The organism is Larkinella punicea (assembly GCF_003334855.1).
GTDB lineage: Bacteria > Bacteroidota > Bacteroidia > Cytophagales > Spirosomataceae > Larkinella > Larkinella punicea.
On record NZ_QOWE01000001.1, the window covers coordinates 165,564 to 182,655 of the forward strand.

Sequence of the window (17,092 nt, forward strand, 5' to 3'; positions counted from 1 at the left end):
GTTATCCGTAAAAATAGGGATTCTACCCGGATTTCGCCCATTTCTGCCAGAAAAGACGGGGAAGTATTTCTTTGTATTCATGAATGAAACACAACTATTGTTGCAGCCATTAACGCTATGTCGGATAGACAGTCAGTAGTTGTTCCAATACCCAGTTACCTTCCAGCCGCTCCTGCTCAACCCGCCAATTGTTCACTAATAGCCGTTCATAAAGCCGCCGTTCCGGCTCCGTCAGATTAGTCAATTCCAGCGCGAGAAAGTCCCCGCCGATTCCGCTCCGGTGAAACCGGATGAAGGTCGTTTCGTCCATCAGCATGGACTGAATTTCGGGGTAATGGCCCCGAATCTGGGAGAGAATCTGAAAACCATGGACATCGATGTCACCCCAGTAAAACAGTTGTTTTTCGGACAGCCAATCGATGCCCCCGAGAAGGTTAACTGCAAAACCGCCACCCCAAATAGCCAGGCTATTGGGAATAGCCGGAAAAGTCAGGAAGGAAGTCAGGTTTTCGATGATGTAGATCCGCTCACAAGCCAGGTTCAGACCACGAAACTCGCTCAGCCACACGCTGATGTGCGACAGCGTGGCCTGGATGCGGAGGGTATTGTCCAGAAACCGGATTTTTACCATCGGCTCTTCAATTTCCAGGTGAAACCGTCTGTAGAAGTCGGTTTCGTCGGCGTTGATGTGGGACGGAATCAGGTGATCAAGCAAAATCCGGAGAATGGGCCGGTTCGTTTCGATAAACTTTGTGGGCAGGTCGATGGGCAGGTTCCGGACGTACTGCCGGGGCTGGGGATTTTGCTGGAAATACCGGACAACCCGCAATAAATCAGGCCATTTGCCCAATTGTTCGATTACCAGCCGGGGCATTCGTTCGAGCAGAGCAAGCAATTCCGGCACTTCGATCCGAATCTGGCTAACCGCCTGAACAAAAGCCGTATACTCGTCTTCTTTTCCCAGAAAAACCAGAAAATCATCCAGCGATTCAAACGAAATCCGGCTGATTTCGCTCTGCTTCGTGCGGCTATTTTGTTTGAGTTGAAGCGTGTAACCCCGACCGGTTTTGTTCTTCGAGTGAAGTAATAATTCCTGCTGCTGGGCAAAAATATGCTCGCTTCCCTGCCGACGATCCAGGGCTTTATTGGCGGAAATGACCAGCGGAAACCGGTTTTCGCCCGTCAGATGCCCCTTCAACAGGTTGATGTACTGCCGGTTGGCCTTGGTTGTCAATTCTGCTAACGTAATCATGCTTCGCTCGCGTCGGCCAGCAGGGTTTCTTTCTTCTCTTTGTATTCCAGAATCGGAATATCCCGAACCGTCGATTTGCGCCGGTCTTTCTGGGCGCGGGTTACCCAATGAATCACCGACACGTCGTTTTCCAGCAGGTGAATGGAGGTCAGGGGCGTCACGACCATCAGTTGCAGACCCAGACTGCGGCAGAGTTGCAGCAGGTACTTCGACTTGTCTTCGTCCAGTTTGCTAAACGCTTCATCGACCACAATAAACCGGAACGACTTATACGTATTAGCGTCGCGGTTGATACCAAACTGAAAAGCAATGGCCGCACCCAGCACGGTATAGGCCAGTTGAGCCGCTTCTCCCCCCGACAAACTGCCCGAACTTTCGTAAACCTGTTTCGGTGTCTGATCGGTTTTGAAATACTCACGGGCTTTGAAATCCGACCAATTGCGCACGTCACTTACCTCCTGTCTCCATTTTTCATCAGCTTGTAATTCGTTAATAAACGGCTGAATCCGGCTAACAAAATGCTCAATTTCAGCCTCTTTCGGATTAGTTGCCAGCGCCATTTGTGTACGGTCAGGCTGCCAGCTATTGAGTTTGCCAAACCGGAAATCCCGAATCCGGGGTTTACGCGTGTCGGTGCGCTCCAACTGAATATAGGTGTCAGGGTTGAGGTTGAATGCAATACCCCGCAGCGACTCGTTGATCTGGTCGATGGTTTCACAAATCCGCTCGTGTTGCAGTTCGAGCGAGTTACAATAATCGCTTAATGCTTTGGTCGCGCCACTCTTGAATTCCTCCTGAAACCGGCTTTCCAACTCAACCAGATTCTCATCCCGGATTTGCTCGTAACGATCGACGTATTCGGCCAACTGGTCAATGTCAGGCTCCAGATTGTTGGTTTCACTTTCCCAATCCGGGAATTTTAGCCGCACCTCTTTTTTCGGTATTTTAAAATCAGACATCCTTTTTTCAATGTCCTTTTCAAGTTTGTTCCGACTGCTTTTTAACGCAGCGATTTCGGCACTCAACTGGTTTTCCAGCTTTTGTTTTTCCTGAATAAAGTTGCCAAAATTCAACTGCCCGACCAGTGTACTCGTCAAATCATCGAGACGGTTTAATTCGATGTCAATATCCTCTGAATCAAAGTTATCCAGAAAATATTCGCCACCTCTTTTCTCTTCCTGCAAGGTCTTTATAGTCCGCTCAGTATCCTTGAATTCATCCCGCGTTGAGTCTTTTTTAGCACTCAGATTAGCAATATTTTTCCTCAGCATTTCGAGTTGTTCCAGCAACGTTTTCAGTGTCTGGTTCGAATTTTCGAGTTGTTCTTTTTGTCTCGATAAATCGGCAATTTTCAACGCGTCGGCTTGCCAGTCCAGTTTCGAAAATTGATCCATAGTCAGAAACAGCATCAGGCGTTTTTCGTCTTCATCGATCTTTTTCTCTTCACTAACTAATCGGTTTAAAGCCTGGTTGAGCTTGGTTATGTCGTCGCTCAACTCCCGGCCTTTGCGTTGTTTTTCACGGAGAAGTTCACGGTTATCCCAGCCCAGAATATGCCGGTGATTTGTTGAATCGTCGCGCTCGTGACGGTTCTTTGTCCGGTTCAGTCCCGATGGTAACAGGGCTTTTTCGGCCCGTTCAAACTCGCTCCGGTTTTCAGTACACAGGTAATTGAACCGGCTGAAGATGTGATTTTCAACCCAGTCGATATACCGGCTTTTAGGGTTAAAATCCAGTTTGGCCACCAACGTGCGGGGGTCCGGAAAAATCGGCGGGCCCGGTTTACCGGCTACAAGCTGAAAAACCACCTTTCCCCGCAAATCGGTCTGCGCGTTCACGTATTCCGTAACGGCCGAATAGTAGTCCGTCGGCACCAACAGGTTCAGTCCCAGGCTGTGCAATACTTTTTCGATGGCGTTGTTCCAAACCGCCTTTTGGTCGTCGCGCACCTGCATCACCTCAGCGACAAACGGAATATCGGCTTCGGTTGCGTTCACAGCCTCCAGAATTTCCTGCCGGATTTCGGCGGGTCGTCCGGTCACTTTTCCCGTGCTGTTCAGAAGTTGAGTGATTTCAGCCGTCAGTTTGTCGAAGTCGGTTTTCAAACCGTTCACCTTCGTTTGTGTATCGAATTTCTGCTGGCCAACCCGCTCCCTATCCTGAACCAGCGATTGTTGCAGGGTCACGGCGCGCTCGGTATTTTCACGAAAAGTCACTTCGTCGGGATTCTCGACAAATCCCAGCGGACGGGCGAAACGATTATAGTCTATTAGTTTCTCTTTCTTATCTGTCTTTATTTCCTCTAATCCTTTAATTTTCTGGGCTAACTCCTTGATTTTCTGATCAACTTTGTTGTTTTCTTTTGCGGCATAAACCTGTTTTTCCTGCTCACGCAGTTCTTCCAGTTGCTGTTCCTGGGTGGCCAGTTTGTCTTCCAGCCGCTTTAATTCGCGTTCCTGGCGGGCAATTTCTGCCTGCCAGATTCCGCCCTGTTGCCGGGCAAACCACGGTTCCAGCAAACGTTGCTGACCTTCAGCTTCCCGGATGCGATTTTCCAGTTCGGCGTAGGCATGACTGAGGTCATAAACCGGTTTTAGCAAACTGAGCTGAATCCGGGCTTTTTCGAGTGCCTGATAGGCCACCAAAAGCGTTTGGTAGTTATCCATCAGCTTTTTAAATGTGTCCTCGGCCGTACTCTCTTCGAGCATGTTGGTACGAATAAACTCGTCCAGATCGCCCAGAATTTTCATGCCCACCGTCTGGTTAAATAGCGTCAGTGCTTTGTCGCTCCGCATTCCGAACAACTGCTGAAACCGGGCTGCGTATTTCGGAAACGCATCAAAGTCGTCGATGCGGTCGGCAAACTGCCGCTTGAGTTTGCGGAGCCAGTTGCCGTCGGTACTGAACTGAATATGGTCGGCAATGGTGAGTTCGAGTTTGGCAATGACGTATTTTCGTTGCAAACCGCTGTTGTTGAACCACCGAATCTGCGCCAGCGTAACGGGCGTACTGGCAGCACCCTCATTGGTGAACACGCCCAGAATAATGGAATAGGTAGCCGAGCGGTTTGGACGCAGTTTTTCAACGCGCGAGTTCTGCTGGTCTTCGCTTTGCGTCCGGGAATAATGTCCCTCCACGTAGGATTCTTCGGTGCGTTCCCGGGCACTTTTCGCCCCTGACGACTGATTGAAAAACCGCTTTTGCGGATTGACCAATAAGGCCAGCAGCCCATCGACAAGCGTCGTTTTGCCCGATCCATTCGCGCCCGTCAGCAAGGTATTGTTTCCATCCAGCGACAATTTCCAGATGTCGCTCCGGTTATTGCCTTCATGAAACGTCCCCCAGTTGAACACTTCCAGCGTTTTCAGTCGGTAGCCCGTCCGCGTAGCAGCGGAGTTCCGCCCACCGGTGTCAAACAGACTCAACATAGTTGCGTAGTTTATCTCTGAATTCTTCGAGTTTCTCGTTGGTAATTTTGGCTTTTAGCAACGTTTTTACTTCGTATTGGGTGTTATCGAGATTGACTTCATCTTTCCGGGAAACCTTCAAAAAACCGTGATCGACCAGTTTTTCGATCAGGTTGTCCAGTTTTCCCAGCAAAGCCTTCTGATTCGTCTGGTTTTTGAAAAACAGTTCGATCCGATCCCGCAACTGCTCCCGCGTCACGAAAAGCCGACTGCTGCTCAGGTGAGCACTGATTTCGTGCTCTTCCAGCCATTCCCGCAACAGAATACACAACAGACTCTGTTCGTAACTGAGCGGCACCCGGCGAATCAGCCGGATGGGTGGATTGCCTTCATCCTCCGCAAACTCCTTCTGAGTGAGTCGGGCGTAGCCTTCCCGCCGGTTCAGATCGAGCGTGACGCCAATGACCTGAAAATAGTCGCGGATGGCCGATTCATACTGCTCCAGCAACAGCCAGTAGGACCGGTCATCGTCGTAAATGGCGTGCGTCTGAATGAGCTTGACCAACACGGAGGCATACGGTTTTTGCATGGCAGTTAACGGCAAAAGATAATTTCCGGGAAATCGACCATTCGTTGAGGTACGGAATTGGTCGGACTGATGACAAAAATTTCTTTTCGGGCATCGTTGATGATATGCTTCTCCGACGACGCGGCAATGCTTCCGTAGGCCATCAATTCCGTTAGCCCGTGAGTCAGCCCAAACTCGTCGACTACCCGGCGCAACGTTACCTGGGCCTCACTCCGGAGCAGGTATTTGATGTTTGCCAGCAATACCGACTTATCGATAACCCACTGGCTGACCAGCAAATCAAAATCAGTTTCTTCGCTTTCGGCAACAGACAAGGCACGCGGCATAATCTTGCTTTCGCGTTCCTGCAATGATATCGTCGTATCGGTGGACAGGTAATCCGGTCGTCCGTCAATTTCCAGAAAGGCTTCGTCTTTGGGCGGATTGTCCATCATTTCGAACGCCAAAGCTCTGATTTCGTTGATGAGCATCAGCGACTTTCGACGCTCCATCCTATTTTTTTCGGAGATAATTTTCTCCAATTTCTTCGCCAGCAGGTAAAAAGACGCGTTCACTTTTTGTCCTTCGCTGTGCAGGTAAAATTTAATTTTCCGGACAAACGTATCCTCCGGTGGCAGTCCCCGTTTGTTCAGGAGTTCAAACACTTGCCGAATCAGGTTATCGAGTTCAGCCTTCTGGGCCGGATCGGTCAGATGCTGATAAAAAGCCTCGAAACTACGTCCCTGATCGGTTTGACGCAGTTCATACAGTGCGTCGAGTGCATAACCGAGAAGACCGCCCTTCGTCTGGTCAAGGGCCGCCTGTTTCTGGTAAATCCGTTGGGTAATATCACGAAAATTGGATTCAACTTCCCGAAAATCGCGCAGCATACTCCGCGACAATAGATTCACTTCCTGAAACCGTTCTTTAATCTGATAATCTTCAAACGTCTGAACGGTTTGCGTCAACGTCAGTTGGCGAATCTGCTCATCGATCGCCAGTTTCTGTTTTTCCAATTCGGTCACCTTCGTCTGCCAGTCCTCCGACGTATTCTGAACCAGATCCCGCAGCTTGTTAACAATGTCCAGAAACCGGGATTCCGTCCCAACGAAACTCTGTTTTCGCATCAGCGATGCCACCCAATCCAGCACATTTTCCATGTCGGGCGTGAGCGAATGCATGTCCTGGCCCTGATCATCGGAGTACAATGTCAGGTATCCTTCCCGTACCCAGTCCCGGATAAATTTAGCAGCCCGGTCGTCAAAACCCAGCACCGCGCTGGCCAGATCACCTTCGTCGTCACGGGTATTCCAGGTTTCCAGAAAATCAGCCAGATTATTTACCAGTCGTTCATTCGTGAGAGCCGGTGTATAATCGGTATTTTTAAAATTTTCCTGTAAAAAACTGAGAATTAAGGGTGCTGTTCGGGCTCGCAATACCTTTAGCGGAACGGGGGTTCGTTCCGGGTTGAAGAATGCCTGGTATTTTGGGTAGAGCATAGTGGCGATTCAGACATTTACCAATAGTGAATATACCGAGATTTCTACCGATCAACAAACAGTTCATTTCCAAATGCCTCGTCAATACCGCCCCAGCGTCGCCCGCAACGACTCCGTAATGGTCTGCGCCAGACTCGCCGGTTTTAGCACTTTGACGTGTTCGCCGTAGCTGCGGAGGTGCATCAGCAGATCGCGGTTGGGGGCCAGCCGGAGCCGGACGACGCACTCAGTTTCATCGTCGCGCAACACCTCCTGTGTTTGGTGAATCGGCTTGGCTTTCACGTAATAACCGAACAGGGGCGTAAACGACAGCAATATTTCCTCCACCGGATCAGTGGTGTCCGTGATGCCGTAAATGTGGTCGAACAACTCGGCGACATAAGCCAGAACCGATGGCGGCACGGCGCAGGGTTCGTCCAGAATCTCCAGTTCGGCCATGCGGTCGAGGGCGTAGGTTTTCTCCTTGCCGCTCAGGGCATCATACCCAATCACATACCAGCTATCGGCCACCTCCCGCAGCAAAATCGGGTGCAGGGTGCGGGCCGACGCGGACGACTCGATTTCGGGATCGGCGTGTTTGCGGTACTGAAACGACACCTGCCGGTTTTGATTCACGGCCCGAATCAGCACCGGAACGTACTGCCGGTTTCCGCCCAGAATTTTCTCTTCCACATACACCACTTTCCGCTGCATCCCCGACGCATTGCCATCTTCGGGCCGCACTTCCCGGACAATGTCCAGACTTTGCCGGACTTTCTGGAGGGCGTTGGTCAGTTCGGCCACCACCGACGCGCCCTGTGTGGCCGCCAGCACCTCGCGGGCGTAGTCGAGGGCTTCCATGTCGTCGGGCGTGAGCATCAGCCGGAGCAGCCGAAACTGCGGATTCGTATAGTAATAGCCGTTCCTGCGTTTGTCGTAGGCAATGGGCGCGTTGTGGTCTTCGCGCAGCCGCTGAATGTCTTTTTCCAGCGACGAAACCGACCGGATGCCGCAACGGTCCTGGAGCAGTTCAAACAGCGCCTGTTTGGAATACCGGCGGGGGTAGCGGCTGATCACCTCGTCGATCAGGCGGTAGCGTTGGAAGGCGGAGCGGGTAATGGGCATGGGTTCCTTTTTGTCGAGGCAAAGAAGCGAAAAAAAATCGCAGAAAAATAAAAGGCCGTAAAAAGATTACGTTCTGGCAAAATCAATTTTGTAGTGTTCGAATTACCCAGCCGAACAGAAACAACACGACGATGAACACGCTATCTGCTTCTCCCCAACCAGCACCGCACCCGGTTTTAACCGATCAGCGCACCGCCCGGCGGTCGGTCCGGCTTTCTGCCCGCCAACTTTTGGATGTTGAACTGGGACTTTTTCTGCTCTCGCAACTCTTGCCGAGTGCCCCCCCTGACGCCCTGCCCGGTTTGCTCAGCGACCAACATCCGACCAGCTTTGCCTGCCTGAACTGGACCACCCGCCAGCACAAACTGCGCAACCGGGGTCTGGCGTTGTTGACGCATCTGACCCGGGAAACCTGCTGGCATGATCTGCTGGAACTGTACGTTGCCGTTCCGGTTCATCTGCAGGCCTACGACATCAGTTGTGACCGCTCCGGATTTCGCTTGAAAACCGTGGGCTTTTCGCGCAATCGCCTGACGGTTTTACGGAGCGTTCTTGGATGAAAGAAAAGTTAAAAATTAATTGACAACGTAAAAAGATTACGTTCTGGTGGGTTTATTTTTGTATACAACGAACGGTAAACAACCATACTCATGAACGCACTGCCCCTATCCAATTCACCCCTTGCCCGCCAACTGAGCCCGTTTCCGTTGCACTGGCAGGAGCCGCTGGCGACGCAACTCCGGTTTCAGCACGAGTTGCCCGGCCAGTTGGCCAACCGGCTGTTGAATGTTGAACTGGGGCTTTTTCTGCTGTCGGAACTGTTGCCCCTGGCGCCCCCCCAGGCCCTGCCCAACCTGCTCAACGGCGAGGGACTGGTCTACGGGGAGCGCCCCGTCTGGAAACCCCGGCAACACAGGTATCTGAACCGCGCCCGGGCGCTGCTGGCTCCCTACCAGGACCGCAGCGTCTGGCTGATGGCCCTGGCGCGCTACGATGCGCTGCCGACCAGCCTGCGGGCGTTCTGCTCGCAAAGTCCGGGGAGCTGCGGGTCGGAAGTAAGCCGGAGTATTTTTCGCAGTCGGGAAGAATTGTTCAGGAAAGCACTGGCTTAAGACGATGGTTCCTTTTTCTCAATCCGCACCCGCCCACACCCTCATGGCTTTGAAAATCGCACTCTTTATCGTGTTTCAGAATAAACCGCTGATGGTTTTCAGACTGTCCTGCTATTCGGTCCTGATTCGAGTACTGGTATTCACGCATGTCCTGATTTTACCTCCGGGGTTTTATCGGCGGTAATCACAGTTTTCGCTGCCGAATTCCATCTTCGTCAATGACCGTAAAATGGTTTAGAATGTCAATCTTACCGGTCGAAAGTAAGTCAATCAAAATTTTAGCAGCATCATCAGGAGTGTTGCCTTTTCGACGAAAATAAACAACCGCCGGTGGGGATTCCAATCGATAACGGAATAAAAGCTCTCCGTAATCCCGGTCAAAAGTCAAGATGATCAGTTGCTCAGCAACGGCCTGAGCCAGAACCTGCGTATCTTTCCACCCACCATTTGTTTCGGAGATACTAATCACGTCATAGCCTTCCGCACGCAGCCGTCGAATACTTGGACCCGGAAAATTTTCATTGGCAAGAAACCGCATCAGGCAGTGGCTTTAAACGGGAAATAGAGTTCCTGACGCAAACACTCGTTCAGGTAGAAAAAAACCGCCCGAATGTCTTCGCGTGTCAGTCTTGGATAGCTTTCCAATATCATTTCTTCCGTCCACCCCTTCCCGTAAAGTTCAAGCAGTAACTCTACTGAAATGCGGGTGTTTTTAATGACCGGTTTGCCAAGCAGTATCTCAGGGTCAGAATGTATATAATTTCTCCAGTTCATCGTACAATGTATAGACAATTTTACAAACAATCCACATCCGCCACCACCGTCACGGCTTTCAACCCCTTGTCGCTCAACAACTCATTGATTTTTTCCAGGATAAACACCTTGGCGGCTTTGGGACTGATGGTGCGTTCGAGCTTGATCAGAATCGTGTACAGATACTGGTTGCGAATACGCTCAACCAGCGGCACTTCCGGCCCCAAAACCCGCGCTTCACCGAGCTTTTCGGTCAGCGTGTCAACCAGCCGCTGGGCCGCGTTCTGACTGACGCTCTGCTCGGCGTGCCGGACCGTCAGCTTGATGAGCCGCGAAAAGGGCGGATAGTTGTAGTTTTCCCGCTCCACAATTTCTTCCTCAAACAGCCCCCGGTAATCGTTTTCCAGAATTTTGAGCAAAACCGCCTGCTGCGGATTGCTGGTCTGAATCAGCACTTTGCCGCGCCGGTCGGCGCGACGACCGGCGCGGCCGCTGACCTGCGTAATCATCTGAAACGCCCGTTCGATGGCCCGGAATTCCGGGTAGTGAATCATCCGGTCGGAGTCGAAAATGCCAACCAGGCTGACGTTGCCGAAATCCAGCCCCTTGCTGATCATCTGCGTTCCGACCAGAATATCGACGTTGCCGCCTTCAAACTCCGAGATAATCTGCTGATACGCATTCTTGGCTCGCGTCGTGTCCAGATCCATCCGCTGAATCCGGGCTTCGGGAAACACAATCTGAAGCTGATCTTCCAGTTTTTCCGTCCCAAAACCGATGGTCCGCACCTTGAACGAACCGCAGGCCGGGCAGCTTTTCGGCACCGGATCTTTGTGGCCGCAATAGTGACAACGCATCTCGGCATCGCGCATGTGGTAAGTCAGGCTGACGTCGCAGTTGGGACACCGGCCCGTCCATTCACAGTCTTCACATTGCAGATAGGGTGAATACCCACGCCGGTTCTGAAACAGAATGCTCTGCTCTTTCCGCTCCAGATTTTGCCGCAACTGATCGAGCAAGACCGACGAAAACTCGTTTTTCATCTTCTTCTGCTGCTTTTCCAGCCGGGTGTTCACCAGCACAATGTCGGGCAGCATGGCGTCGCCGTAGCGTTGCAGCAGTTCAACAAAACCGTAGCGGCCCTGTTGGGCGTGGTAGTAGCTTTCGATGGAAGGCGTGGCCGAACCCAACAGCACCTTGGCTTTTTGCCAATGCGCAATCATCATGGACACGTCGCGGGCGTGGTAGCGCGGGGCCGGGTCATGCTGCTTATACGACGTTTCATGTTCTTCATCCACGATGATCAGCCCGAGGTTATCGAACGGCAGAAAAATAGCCGAGCGAACGCCCACCACAAACTGGTATTGCCCGTCTACAATGCCCTTCCAGACTTCCACCCGTTCGTTGTCCGAGAATTTGGAGTGGTAAATCCCCATTTTATCGCCAAAAACCTTTTTCAGACGAACGACGATCTGGGTGGTCAGCGCAATTTCGGGCAGCAGATACAACACCTGCGAACCACTCTCCAGCGCATTCTGAATGAGGTTGATGTAGACTTCCGTTTTGCCGCTTCCGGTAATACCGTGGAGCAGCACAATGTCTTTTTCGTTGAACTGGCTGATGACGTCGTCGCAGGCTTTTTGCTGAATGTCAGTCAGTTTCACCTCTACATTTTGCATATCTTCGTCGCCAAAACGCGGAACGATGATCTCGAAGGTTTCAAATACCTGGTTTTTGATCAGCGTTTGCAGCGACGACTGCGACACCTCATCGTCCTGATTCAGAATGGTTTTATCGAGTCCTTTGCGGTTTAGCGCGGGATTGTTCAAAACCGGCACGTAGCTCAGGTATTTCATGACCACTTCCTGCTGCTTCGGCGACTTTTCCAGTCCGTTAATCAGACTCAGCATCACTTCCCGGTTTTCGTATTTTTCCGTCAGCCGGACTTTCCGCACCATCTTTGGCACGTACTTCTCCCGCACTTCGTCGAAAACGATCACCGCCCGTTTGCCCACGAGGAGTTTAATCGTGCCCGGCACGTTGGTCTCTCCCACCAGCCGACCCAGTTCTTCGTACGACAGCGACGAATGCTTTTTGAGTTCGTCCAGCAAGCGCACTTCGTCATCCGTCAGCAATTCGGGATAATCGAAATCCGGGTTATACTGCACTTTCGACTGGCTCGTAATTTTCAGTCCCGACGGCAGGGCCACGTTCAGCACATCGCCGATGTTGCAGAGGTAATATTCAGCCATCCAGGCAAATAGCTCCAGTTGATAGCCGGTAATCAACGGGTATTCATCCAGCAATTCGAGGATGTATTTGGCCTGATAGGCATTCGGTGGCTGGTGATGAATGCGCCCCACCACCGCCGTATAGACCCGGTTTTTGCCAAACGGCACAATCACCCGCGCGCCCACTTTCAGCTTTTCCACCATGTCGCGCGGCACGCGGTAGGTAAAAAGTTTCGGAATCGGAACGGGGATAATCAGGTCAGCGAAATAGGTAGTCTCTTCGTCGAAAGCAAATGTCTGGGGCAGCGATTGCACAATGGGTACGGCTTTATTTCTTATAGCAAGTTAGCAATTGCCACGATAAGTTCCTTTGTTACTTTCTTCGGCTGGCTCTTCCGGAACGTAAAATCGTTACTACTAACTATTGATTCATGGCGCATTTGCCAGCAATTTTAGGAGGATTTCACACCGCCTACATGCCGTACATACCTGAATATCAGCACGCAAAAAGCACTCCATTCAAATTTCCTACCAAAACCGCTGACATGCGCCGGGAAAGCCGGATGAATCATTGACGAAGCAATTGGTCTGTTCATTCGCAGCCTGCACAACCTTTACATCCGTGTTTTATGCAAACGCAACTTCTTACCTACACATTAAGCCAGAAATTGGGGGAAGGCGGTATGGCCACCGTCTGGTATGCCGAGAATTCGCTCGGGAAACGCTTTGCGATCAAGATCCTCAAACCCGGCATGGAAGTCAAAGAAAAACTGGCCGAACGGTTTCGGCTCGAAGCGAAGATGATGGTGAGCCTGGAACATCCGCACATCCGGCAGGTCATCGACTACCACGAAGATGCGACGACAATGGCCATCATCATGGAATACCTGGAAGGCCAGGACCTGGGGCAGTATCTGATCGAGCAAGGCCCGGTTTCGGAAAAGCAGGCGATTCAGTGGTTTACCGACATGCTGGATGCGGTGGCCTACGTGCATCAGAAAAACTACATCCACCGGGACATCAAACCCACCAACCTGTTTCTGACCCGCAACGGCTCCATCAAGGTGATGGATTTCGGAATTGCCAAGATCGTGGATGCCAACCTGGAACTGACCGAAACCAACACCAACATCGGCTCCCCGCAGTATATGAGTCCGGAACAAATCACGACGCCCAAAGCGATCGATCACCGAACCGATATTTATTCCCTGGGCGTGACGCTCTACGCACTCCTGACGGGCAAAAAACCGTATGACGACTCGTTGGGTTCAGCCTTCACCGTTCAGGCCGAAATCGTAAAAAAAACACTGCCGGTGGTTCCGGGCGTATCCGACCGCGTCAATGCCGTCATTCAGAAAGCCACCCGGAAGAAGCCCGCGGATCGTTTTCAGAGCTGCGACGAATTCAAGGAAGCCCTGACGGGGGTTAAGTCCATCGTCGTGGATCTGGAAGACGAAAAAACGTTGATCCGAAACCAGGATCAGAATCTGCGGAACCTGCCCGAAGATATTCGGAAAAATACCGCCCTGCCTTTGGAGGAAACCGTGAACAAAGAAGCCGATCAGCCCAAAAAAACGGACACGAAGCAAAACGAAAAAGAGAAAAAACCGAAGACGAGCCGCAACCTGCTGATCGGACTCGGTTCGCTGATTGTTTTGGTTGGACTTCTTTTGGGGGGCTGGACGTATCTGGTGAAGGCGGACATTACCAAAGGCATCGAACTGGCGAACAAGGGCGATTATACCGAAGCCTTTCACCTACTCTACAAACACCGCGAATCGCCCTTTATGACGCCCGAAGGCATCAATCACCTGGGCTATATGTACGGAACGGGAACAGGAACCCAGCGCGACTACACGGAGGCTTTGCGCTGGTACTGGAAAGCCGCCGATCAGGGGTATCTGCTCAGTTTGAACAACATCGGTGCCCTGTACCAATACGGTTTAGGCGTCGGCATCGACTACTACAAAGCCCGGGACTGCTACGAAAGAGCGGCTGCCGGTGGGATTGTCAAAGCCAAATACAATCTGGGTGAACTGTATTTCAACGGCAACGGTGTCAACCGGAATTATTACGAATCGGTTCGTCTGTTCCGGGAGGGTGCCGATGGCGGGGATGCCAGCGCCCAGTTTAAATTGGGGTTGTCGTACCAGTATGGTTATGGGATCAACCGGGATTATCAGCAGGCGGAATACTGGTTCCGGAAATCGGCGGCCCAACGCAATGCCGAAGCCCAGAATTCGCTGGGCGTCCTGTATTATTCCGGCAACATCGGCAGCAACGGCGTCGATTACGGAACGGCCCGGTTCTGGTATGAGAAAGCGGCTGAGCAGAACAACATCTATTCGCTCTACAACCTGGGCGTTTTGTACGATAACGGGCTGGGCGTCATCAAAAACTGGCCGGTGGCCGTCGCCTATTACCAGAGAGCTGCCCGGCTGGGGTATGCCGATGCGCAGAAACGATTGAATCAATACGCCATTCGCTGGTAGAAGATCCTAAACCCCTGAACGACATGACACCCGATGGTTCCAGGCGGTCGGCCCTGCGCGTGATCCGCATTGGAAAGAACAAAGACAACGATGTGGTTCTCGAAAAACCGGGAATCAGCCGGTATCACGCCCGACTCACGCTCTACACCGACTTTCTGGGGTTGCTGGAAGACCTCGACTCTACCTACGGAACGGAGGTGGACGGACGCCGGATTGTGCAGAAAATGATTACGCCCGGCAGTGCCGTGGTGCTGGGAACCATCGTGCGGCTGGACGTCAAAACGCTGTTCGATCAGGTTAGTCCACGGGTTTTGCCGCCCCCGGTTCCACCCCTGCCGAACCTGGGGCCAGGTTCTCAACCGGGTCTGACCGGAGGAAAACCGCCGGTTTTTGCGGAAGAATTCAAACGGCTAAGCTGGCACTTTGAACAGTATACCGGAGCCAAACAGGAAATTCTAACCGGTGATCCGAAGAAAAAAGCCTGGGTTCGCGTGGCCGTTGGCTGGGTTCCTTTCGCCGGGTTTCCCCTCGCATCACTCATCGATGCCTACGTTTTCAATACCAGCGAACGGGTTCAGGTGCTGGATGAAGCGTTCCGGCGCGACTACAAATGCCCGAACCCCGCTTGTCAGCAGTTTCTGGGTTACGTTCCCTATGCCGAGTTGCTCCGTCAGCGCCAATGCCGGTTTTGCAAATGCCTGTGGGTCGATTCGTGACCAATAAAAACTTTTTTCGCTCAGGCACTGACATCCGGGCTGCTCCCCGGATAAAAACGTAGAAACCGCTTCAAACGCGGCTCAAAAAACTCACTGATTAAATCTTCCGACGATGAACTCCTCTTCCGAATCCTTCGACCATCCGACGCAAGCAGGAAAACCCGGTGGCAAAAAACTGACCGCCCAACAAAAAGCCACCATTTTCGCCGGTCTGGGTGGCGTGACCCTGCTGGCCGGTGGCAGCGCCCTCGCCTGGGGCATGAGCCAGGACGGGGAAATCAACGAAAACCACCCGGAAACCGAAACCAAACCAGCTTCTGAAACCAGGGTTGAAAAACCGAAACCGGCTACCGAATCAACGCCATCAAAAACTGAAACCAACAACCCTACTCCTTCCGGCGAACCCATGATTGCTACGCATGTTACCGATGAAATGTCTTTCGAAGACGCTTTCAAAACCGCTCGCCAGGAAGTTGGCCCCGGCGGTTATTTTGAGTGGAATGGTCAGCTTTACAATACCTATTACAAGGAAGAATGGAATGCGCTTTCGGTGGAAGAACGTCAGGAGTATGCCGCGACCGTTCGCGATGAGCAGACGCCCGAAACGGATCATACCACCCCGCCTTCGTCATCGACCAGTTCTCCTGCCGGCCAGGCCGACATTCAGGTGGGTGATTATGAGGGTCGTAACGTCGCGCTGGCCGACATTGATCACGACGGCGACGCGGAAGTCATTGCTTTCGATGCAACGACGGGCGTTGTCGACATCAACAACGACGGCCTGATGGACACCCGCGTTGAGCTTGACCCCGACACCCACCAAATCGTTGCCCGGGCTCCGCTGGCCACGCCCTTCGAAGCCCCGAAAATGAGCAATCTGAATACCGACACGACCACCCCGGTTTCGACCGAACCGACACCGGAAGTGGAAGTGATCACGGTGACGCACGAAGGCGTTGAGCTCAACATGGCGGATTACGACCACGATGGCTATGTGGATGTGGCGGTTTACGATCATAAAATTGCAGTGGCCGATACCGATGGCGACCATGTGTTCGACACCAAAATGGCCCTGGATTCGACCGGAAACGTGGTGGCCACCGCTCCGTTGGAAAAGCCGTTCGAGGCTCCGACCGTGGAGAGTGTGTCGCCCGAAGAAGACCCGACCGTCGCCACGGATTATGACAACAATGCCGACGTCAGTGAGTGGGTTGCCTGATTCTTTTCGCCTGTAACATCCTTTCCTTCGACTCATCATGAACGTTCAGGAACTCACGCTCACGTGCGGAAATCCAGCCTGCCGGGCGCGGCTTACGGTTCGGGTTAAAGTCCCGACGCAGGCCAAGGAGGTCAAATGCCCGAAATGCGGTTACCTCAATCCCCTCCCCCAGACTCTGTCGGCACCCGAACAACCCGCGGATGGAGAAACGCTGATCCGGGAAAAAGACAACGAGGAGACGTGGATTAAAACGCCCGGTGACGCCAAACCGCCCCTGCCGGAAATCCTGGGCTGGCTGATCGTTCATGATGAAAAGACGGCCGCGCAAACCTTCAATCTAAAAAAAGGACGCAACACCGTAGGTCGGGTTTCCCAAAAATCACCTTCTGATCTGATGATTCAAACGGAAGACCGGTATATGAGCCGCCCGCATTGTACGCTCGACGTGAAGATCAACAAGATGGGACAGGTCGATTACGTGCTTCAGGATGGAGCCGCCCAACCCGATGGTACCCGAAAAAACAGCCAGAACGGAACCTTCCTCAACGGCCAGGAACCCGCCCTGCACCCTTCGGAACAAATCTATCTGAAAGATGGCGACACCATCCAGATCGGCGAAACCAAAATGGTGCTGAAAACCTTCCGGATGTCCGAATCCCTGCAAAAAGCCCATCGCCAGGTGGAAGGAAGTGACTACACCCGCACCATTTTATCCTTTACCTAAAACCGGCCCACGCCC

At 52.3% G+C, this 17,092-nt stretch carries 14 protein-coding genes; 6 read left to right on the top strand and 8 right to left on the bottom strand.

All coding sequences use genetic code 11. The features are described from left to right. Window positions 1-115: 115 nt before the first annotated feature. From DUE52_RS00590 to DUE52_RS00610, 5 genes are all read right to left on the bottom strand, one after another. Entirely contained in the window at window positions 116-1,252 is a 1,137-nt protein-coding gene (locus tag DUE52_RS00590; RefSeq protein WP_114403999.1) for a Wadjet anti-phage system protein JetD domain-containing protein, read from the bottom strand. Further along, window positions 1,249-4,680: an ATP-binding protein gene (locus tag DUE52_RS00595; protein WP_114404000.1), complete on the bottom strand. Its 3,432-nt coding sequence runs from the start codon at window positions 4,678-4,680 to the stop codon at window positions 1,249-1,251. The genes DUE52_RS00590 and DUE52_RS00595 overlap by 4 nt, the downstream gene beginning before the upstream one ends. After that, a complete protein-coding gene (locus DUE52_RS00600; protein ID WP_114404001.1) occupies window positions 4,664-5,248 on the bottom strand; it encodes a DUF4194 domain-containing protein in 585 nt (194 codons plus the stop codon). Before DUE52_RS00600 ends, DUE52_RS00595 begins: the two co-directional genes overlap by 17 nt. A gap of 5 nt (window positions 5,249-5,253) precedes the next feature. Continuing rightward, entirely contained in the window at window positions 5,254-6,726 is a 1,473-nt protein-coding gene (locus DUE52_RS00605) for a DUF3375 domain-containing protein (RefSeq protein WP_114404002.1), read from the bottom strand. 81 nt (window positions 6,727-6,807) lie between these two features. Beyond that, window positions 6,808-7,830: a helix-turn-helix transcriptional regulator gene (locus DUE52_RS00610; RefSeq protein WP_114404003.1), complete on the bottom strand. Its 1,023-nt coding sequence runs from the start codon at window positions 7,828-7,830 to the stop codon at window positions 6,808-6,810. 131 nt (window positions 7,831-7,961) lie between these two features. Between DUE52_RS00610 and DUE52_RS00615 the strand changes: the two genes are divergently transcribed. Continuing rightward, window positions 7,962-8,390 carry a pPIWI_RE_Z domain-containing protein gene (locus DUE52_RS00615; protein ID WP_165840830.1) on the top strand — a complete coding sequence of 143 codons (429 nt, stop codon included), beginning with the start codon at window positions 7,962-7,964 and terminating at the stop codon, window positions 8,388-8,390. A gap of 90 nt (window positions 8,391-8,480) precedes the next feature. Further along, window positions 8,481-8,942, top strand: coding sequence for a pPIWI_RE_Z domain-containing protein (locus tag DUE52_RS00620; protein WP_114404004.1), 462 nt, complete (start codon window positions 8,481-8,483; stop codon window positions 8,940-8,942). 184 nt (window positions 8,943-9,126) lie between these two features. Here the strand turns inward: DUE52_RS00620 and DUE52_RS00625 are convergent, their stop codons facing one another. The 3 genes from DUE52_RS00625 to priA are packed head-to-tail and all read right to left on the bottom strand — an operon-like array spanning window position 9,127 to window position 12,241. Next, on the bottom strand, window positions 9,127-9,480 hold the full coding sequence (locus DUE52_RS00625; RefSeq protein ID WP_114404005.1) for a DUF5615 family PIN-like protein: 354 nt from the start codon (window positions 9,478-9,480) through the stop codon (window positions 9,127-9,129). Further along, a complete protein-coding gene (locus DUE52_RS00630) occupies window positions 9,480-9,716 on the bottom strand; it encodes a DUF433 domain-containing protein (protein WP_114404006.1) in 237 nt (78 codons plus the stop codon). The genes DUE52_RS00625 and DUE52_RS00630 overlap by 1 nt, the downstream gene beginning before the upstream one ends. 20 nt (window positions 9,717-9,736) lie before the next feature. After that, window positions 9,737-12,241, bottom strand: a complete 2,505-nt coding sequence (gene priA / locus DUE52_RS00635; RefSeq protein WP_262510975.1) for a replication restart helicase PriA — start codon at window positions 12,239-12,241, stop codon at window positions 9,737-9,739. Between the two features lie 314 nt (window positions 12,242-12,555). Between priA and DUE52_RS00640 the strand changes: the two genes are divergently transcribed. From DUE52_RS00640 to DUE52_RS00655, 4 genes are all read left to right on the top strand, one after another. Then, window positions 12,556-14,418 carry a serine/threonine-protein kinase gene (locus tag DUE52_RS00640; RefSeq protein ID WP_114404007.1) on the top strand — a complete coding sequence of 621 codons (1,863 nt, stop codon included), beginning with the start codon at window positions 12,556-12,558 and terminating at the stop codon, window positions 14,416-14,418. A gap of 23 nt (window positions 14,419-14,441) precedes the next feature. Further along, a complete protein-coding gene (locus tag DUE52_RS00645; RefSeq protein WP_114404008.1) occupies window positions 14,442-15,134 on the top strand; it encodes an FHA domain-containing protein in 693 nt (230 codons plus the stop codon). Between the two features lie 112 nt (window positions 15,135-15,246). Further along, a complete protein-coding gene (locus DUE52_RS00650; protein WP_114404009.1) occupies window positions 15,247-16,353 on the top strand; it encodes a hypothetical protein in 1,107 nt (368 codons plus the stop codon). A gap of 37 nt (window positions 16,354-16,390) precedes the next feature. Continuing rightward, a complete protein-coding gene (locus DUE52_RS00655; RefSeq protein WP_165840831.1) occupies window positions 16,391-17,077 on the top strand; it encodes an FHA domain-containing protein in 687 nt (228 codons plus the stop codon). Window positions 17,078-17,092: the final 15 nt, after the last annotated feature.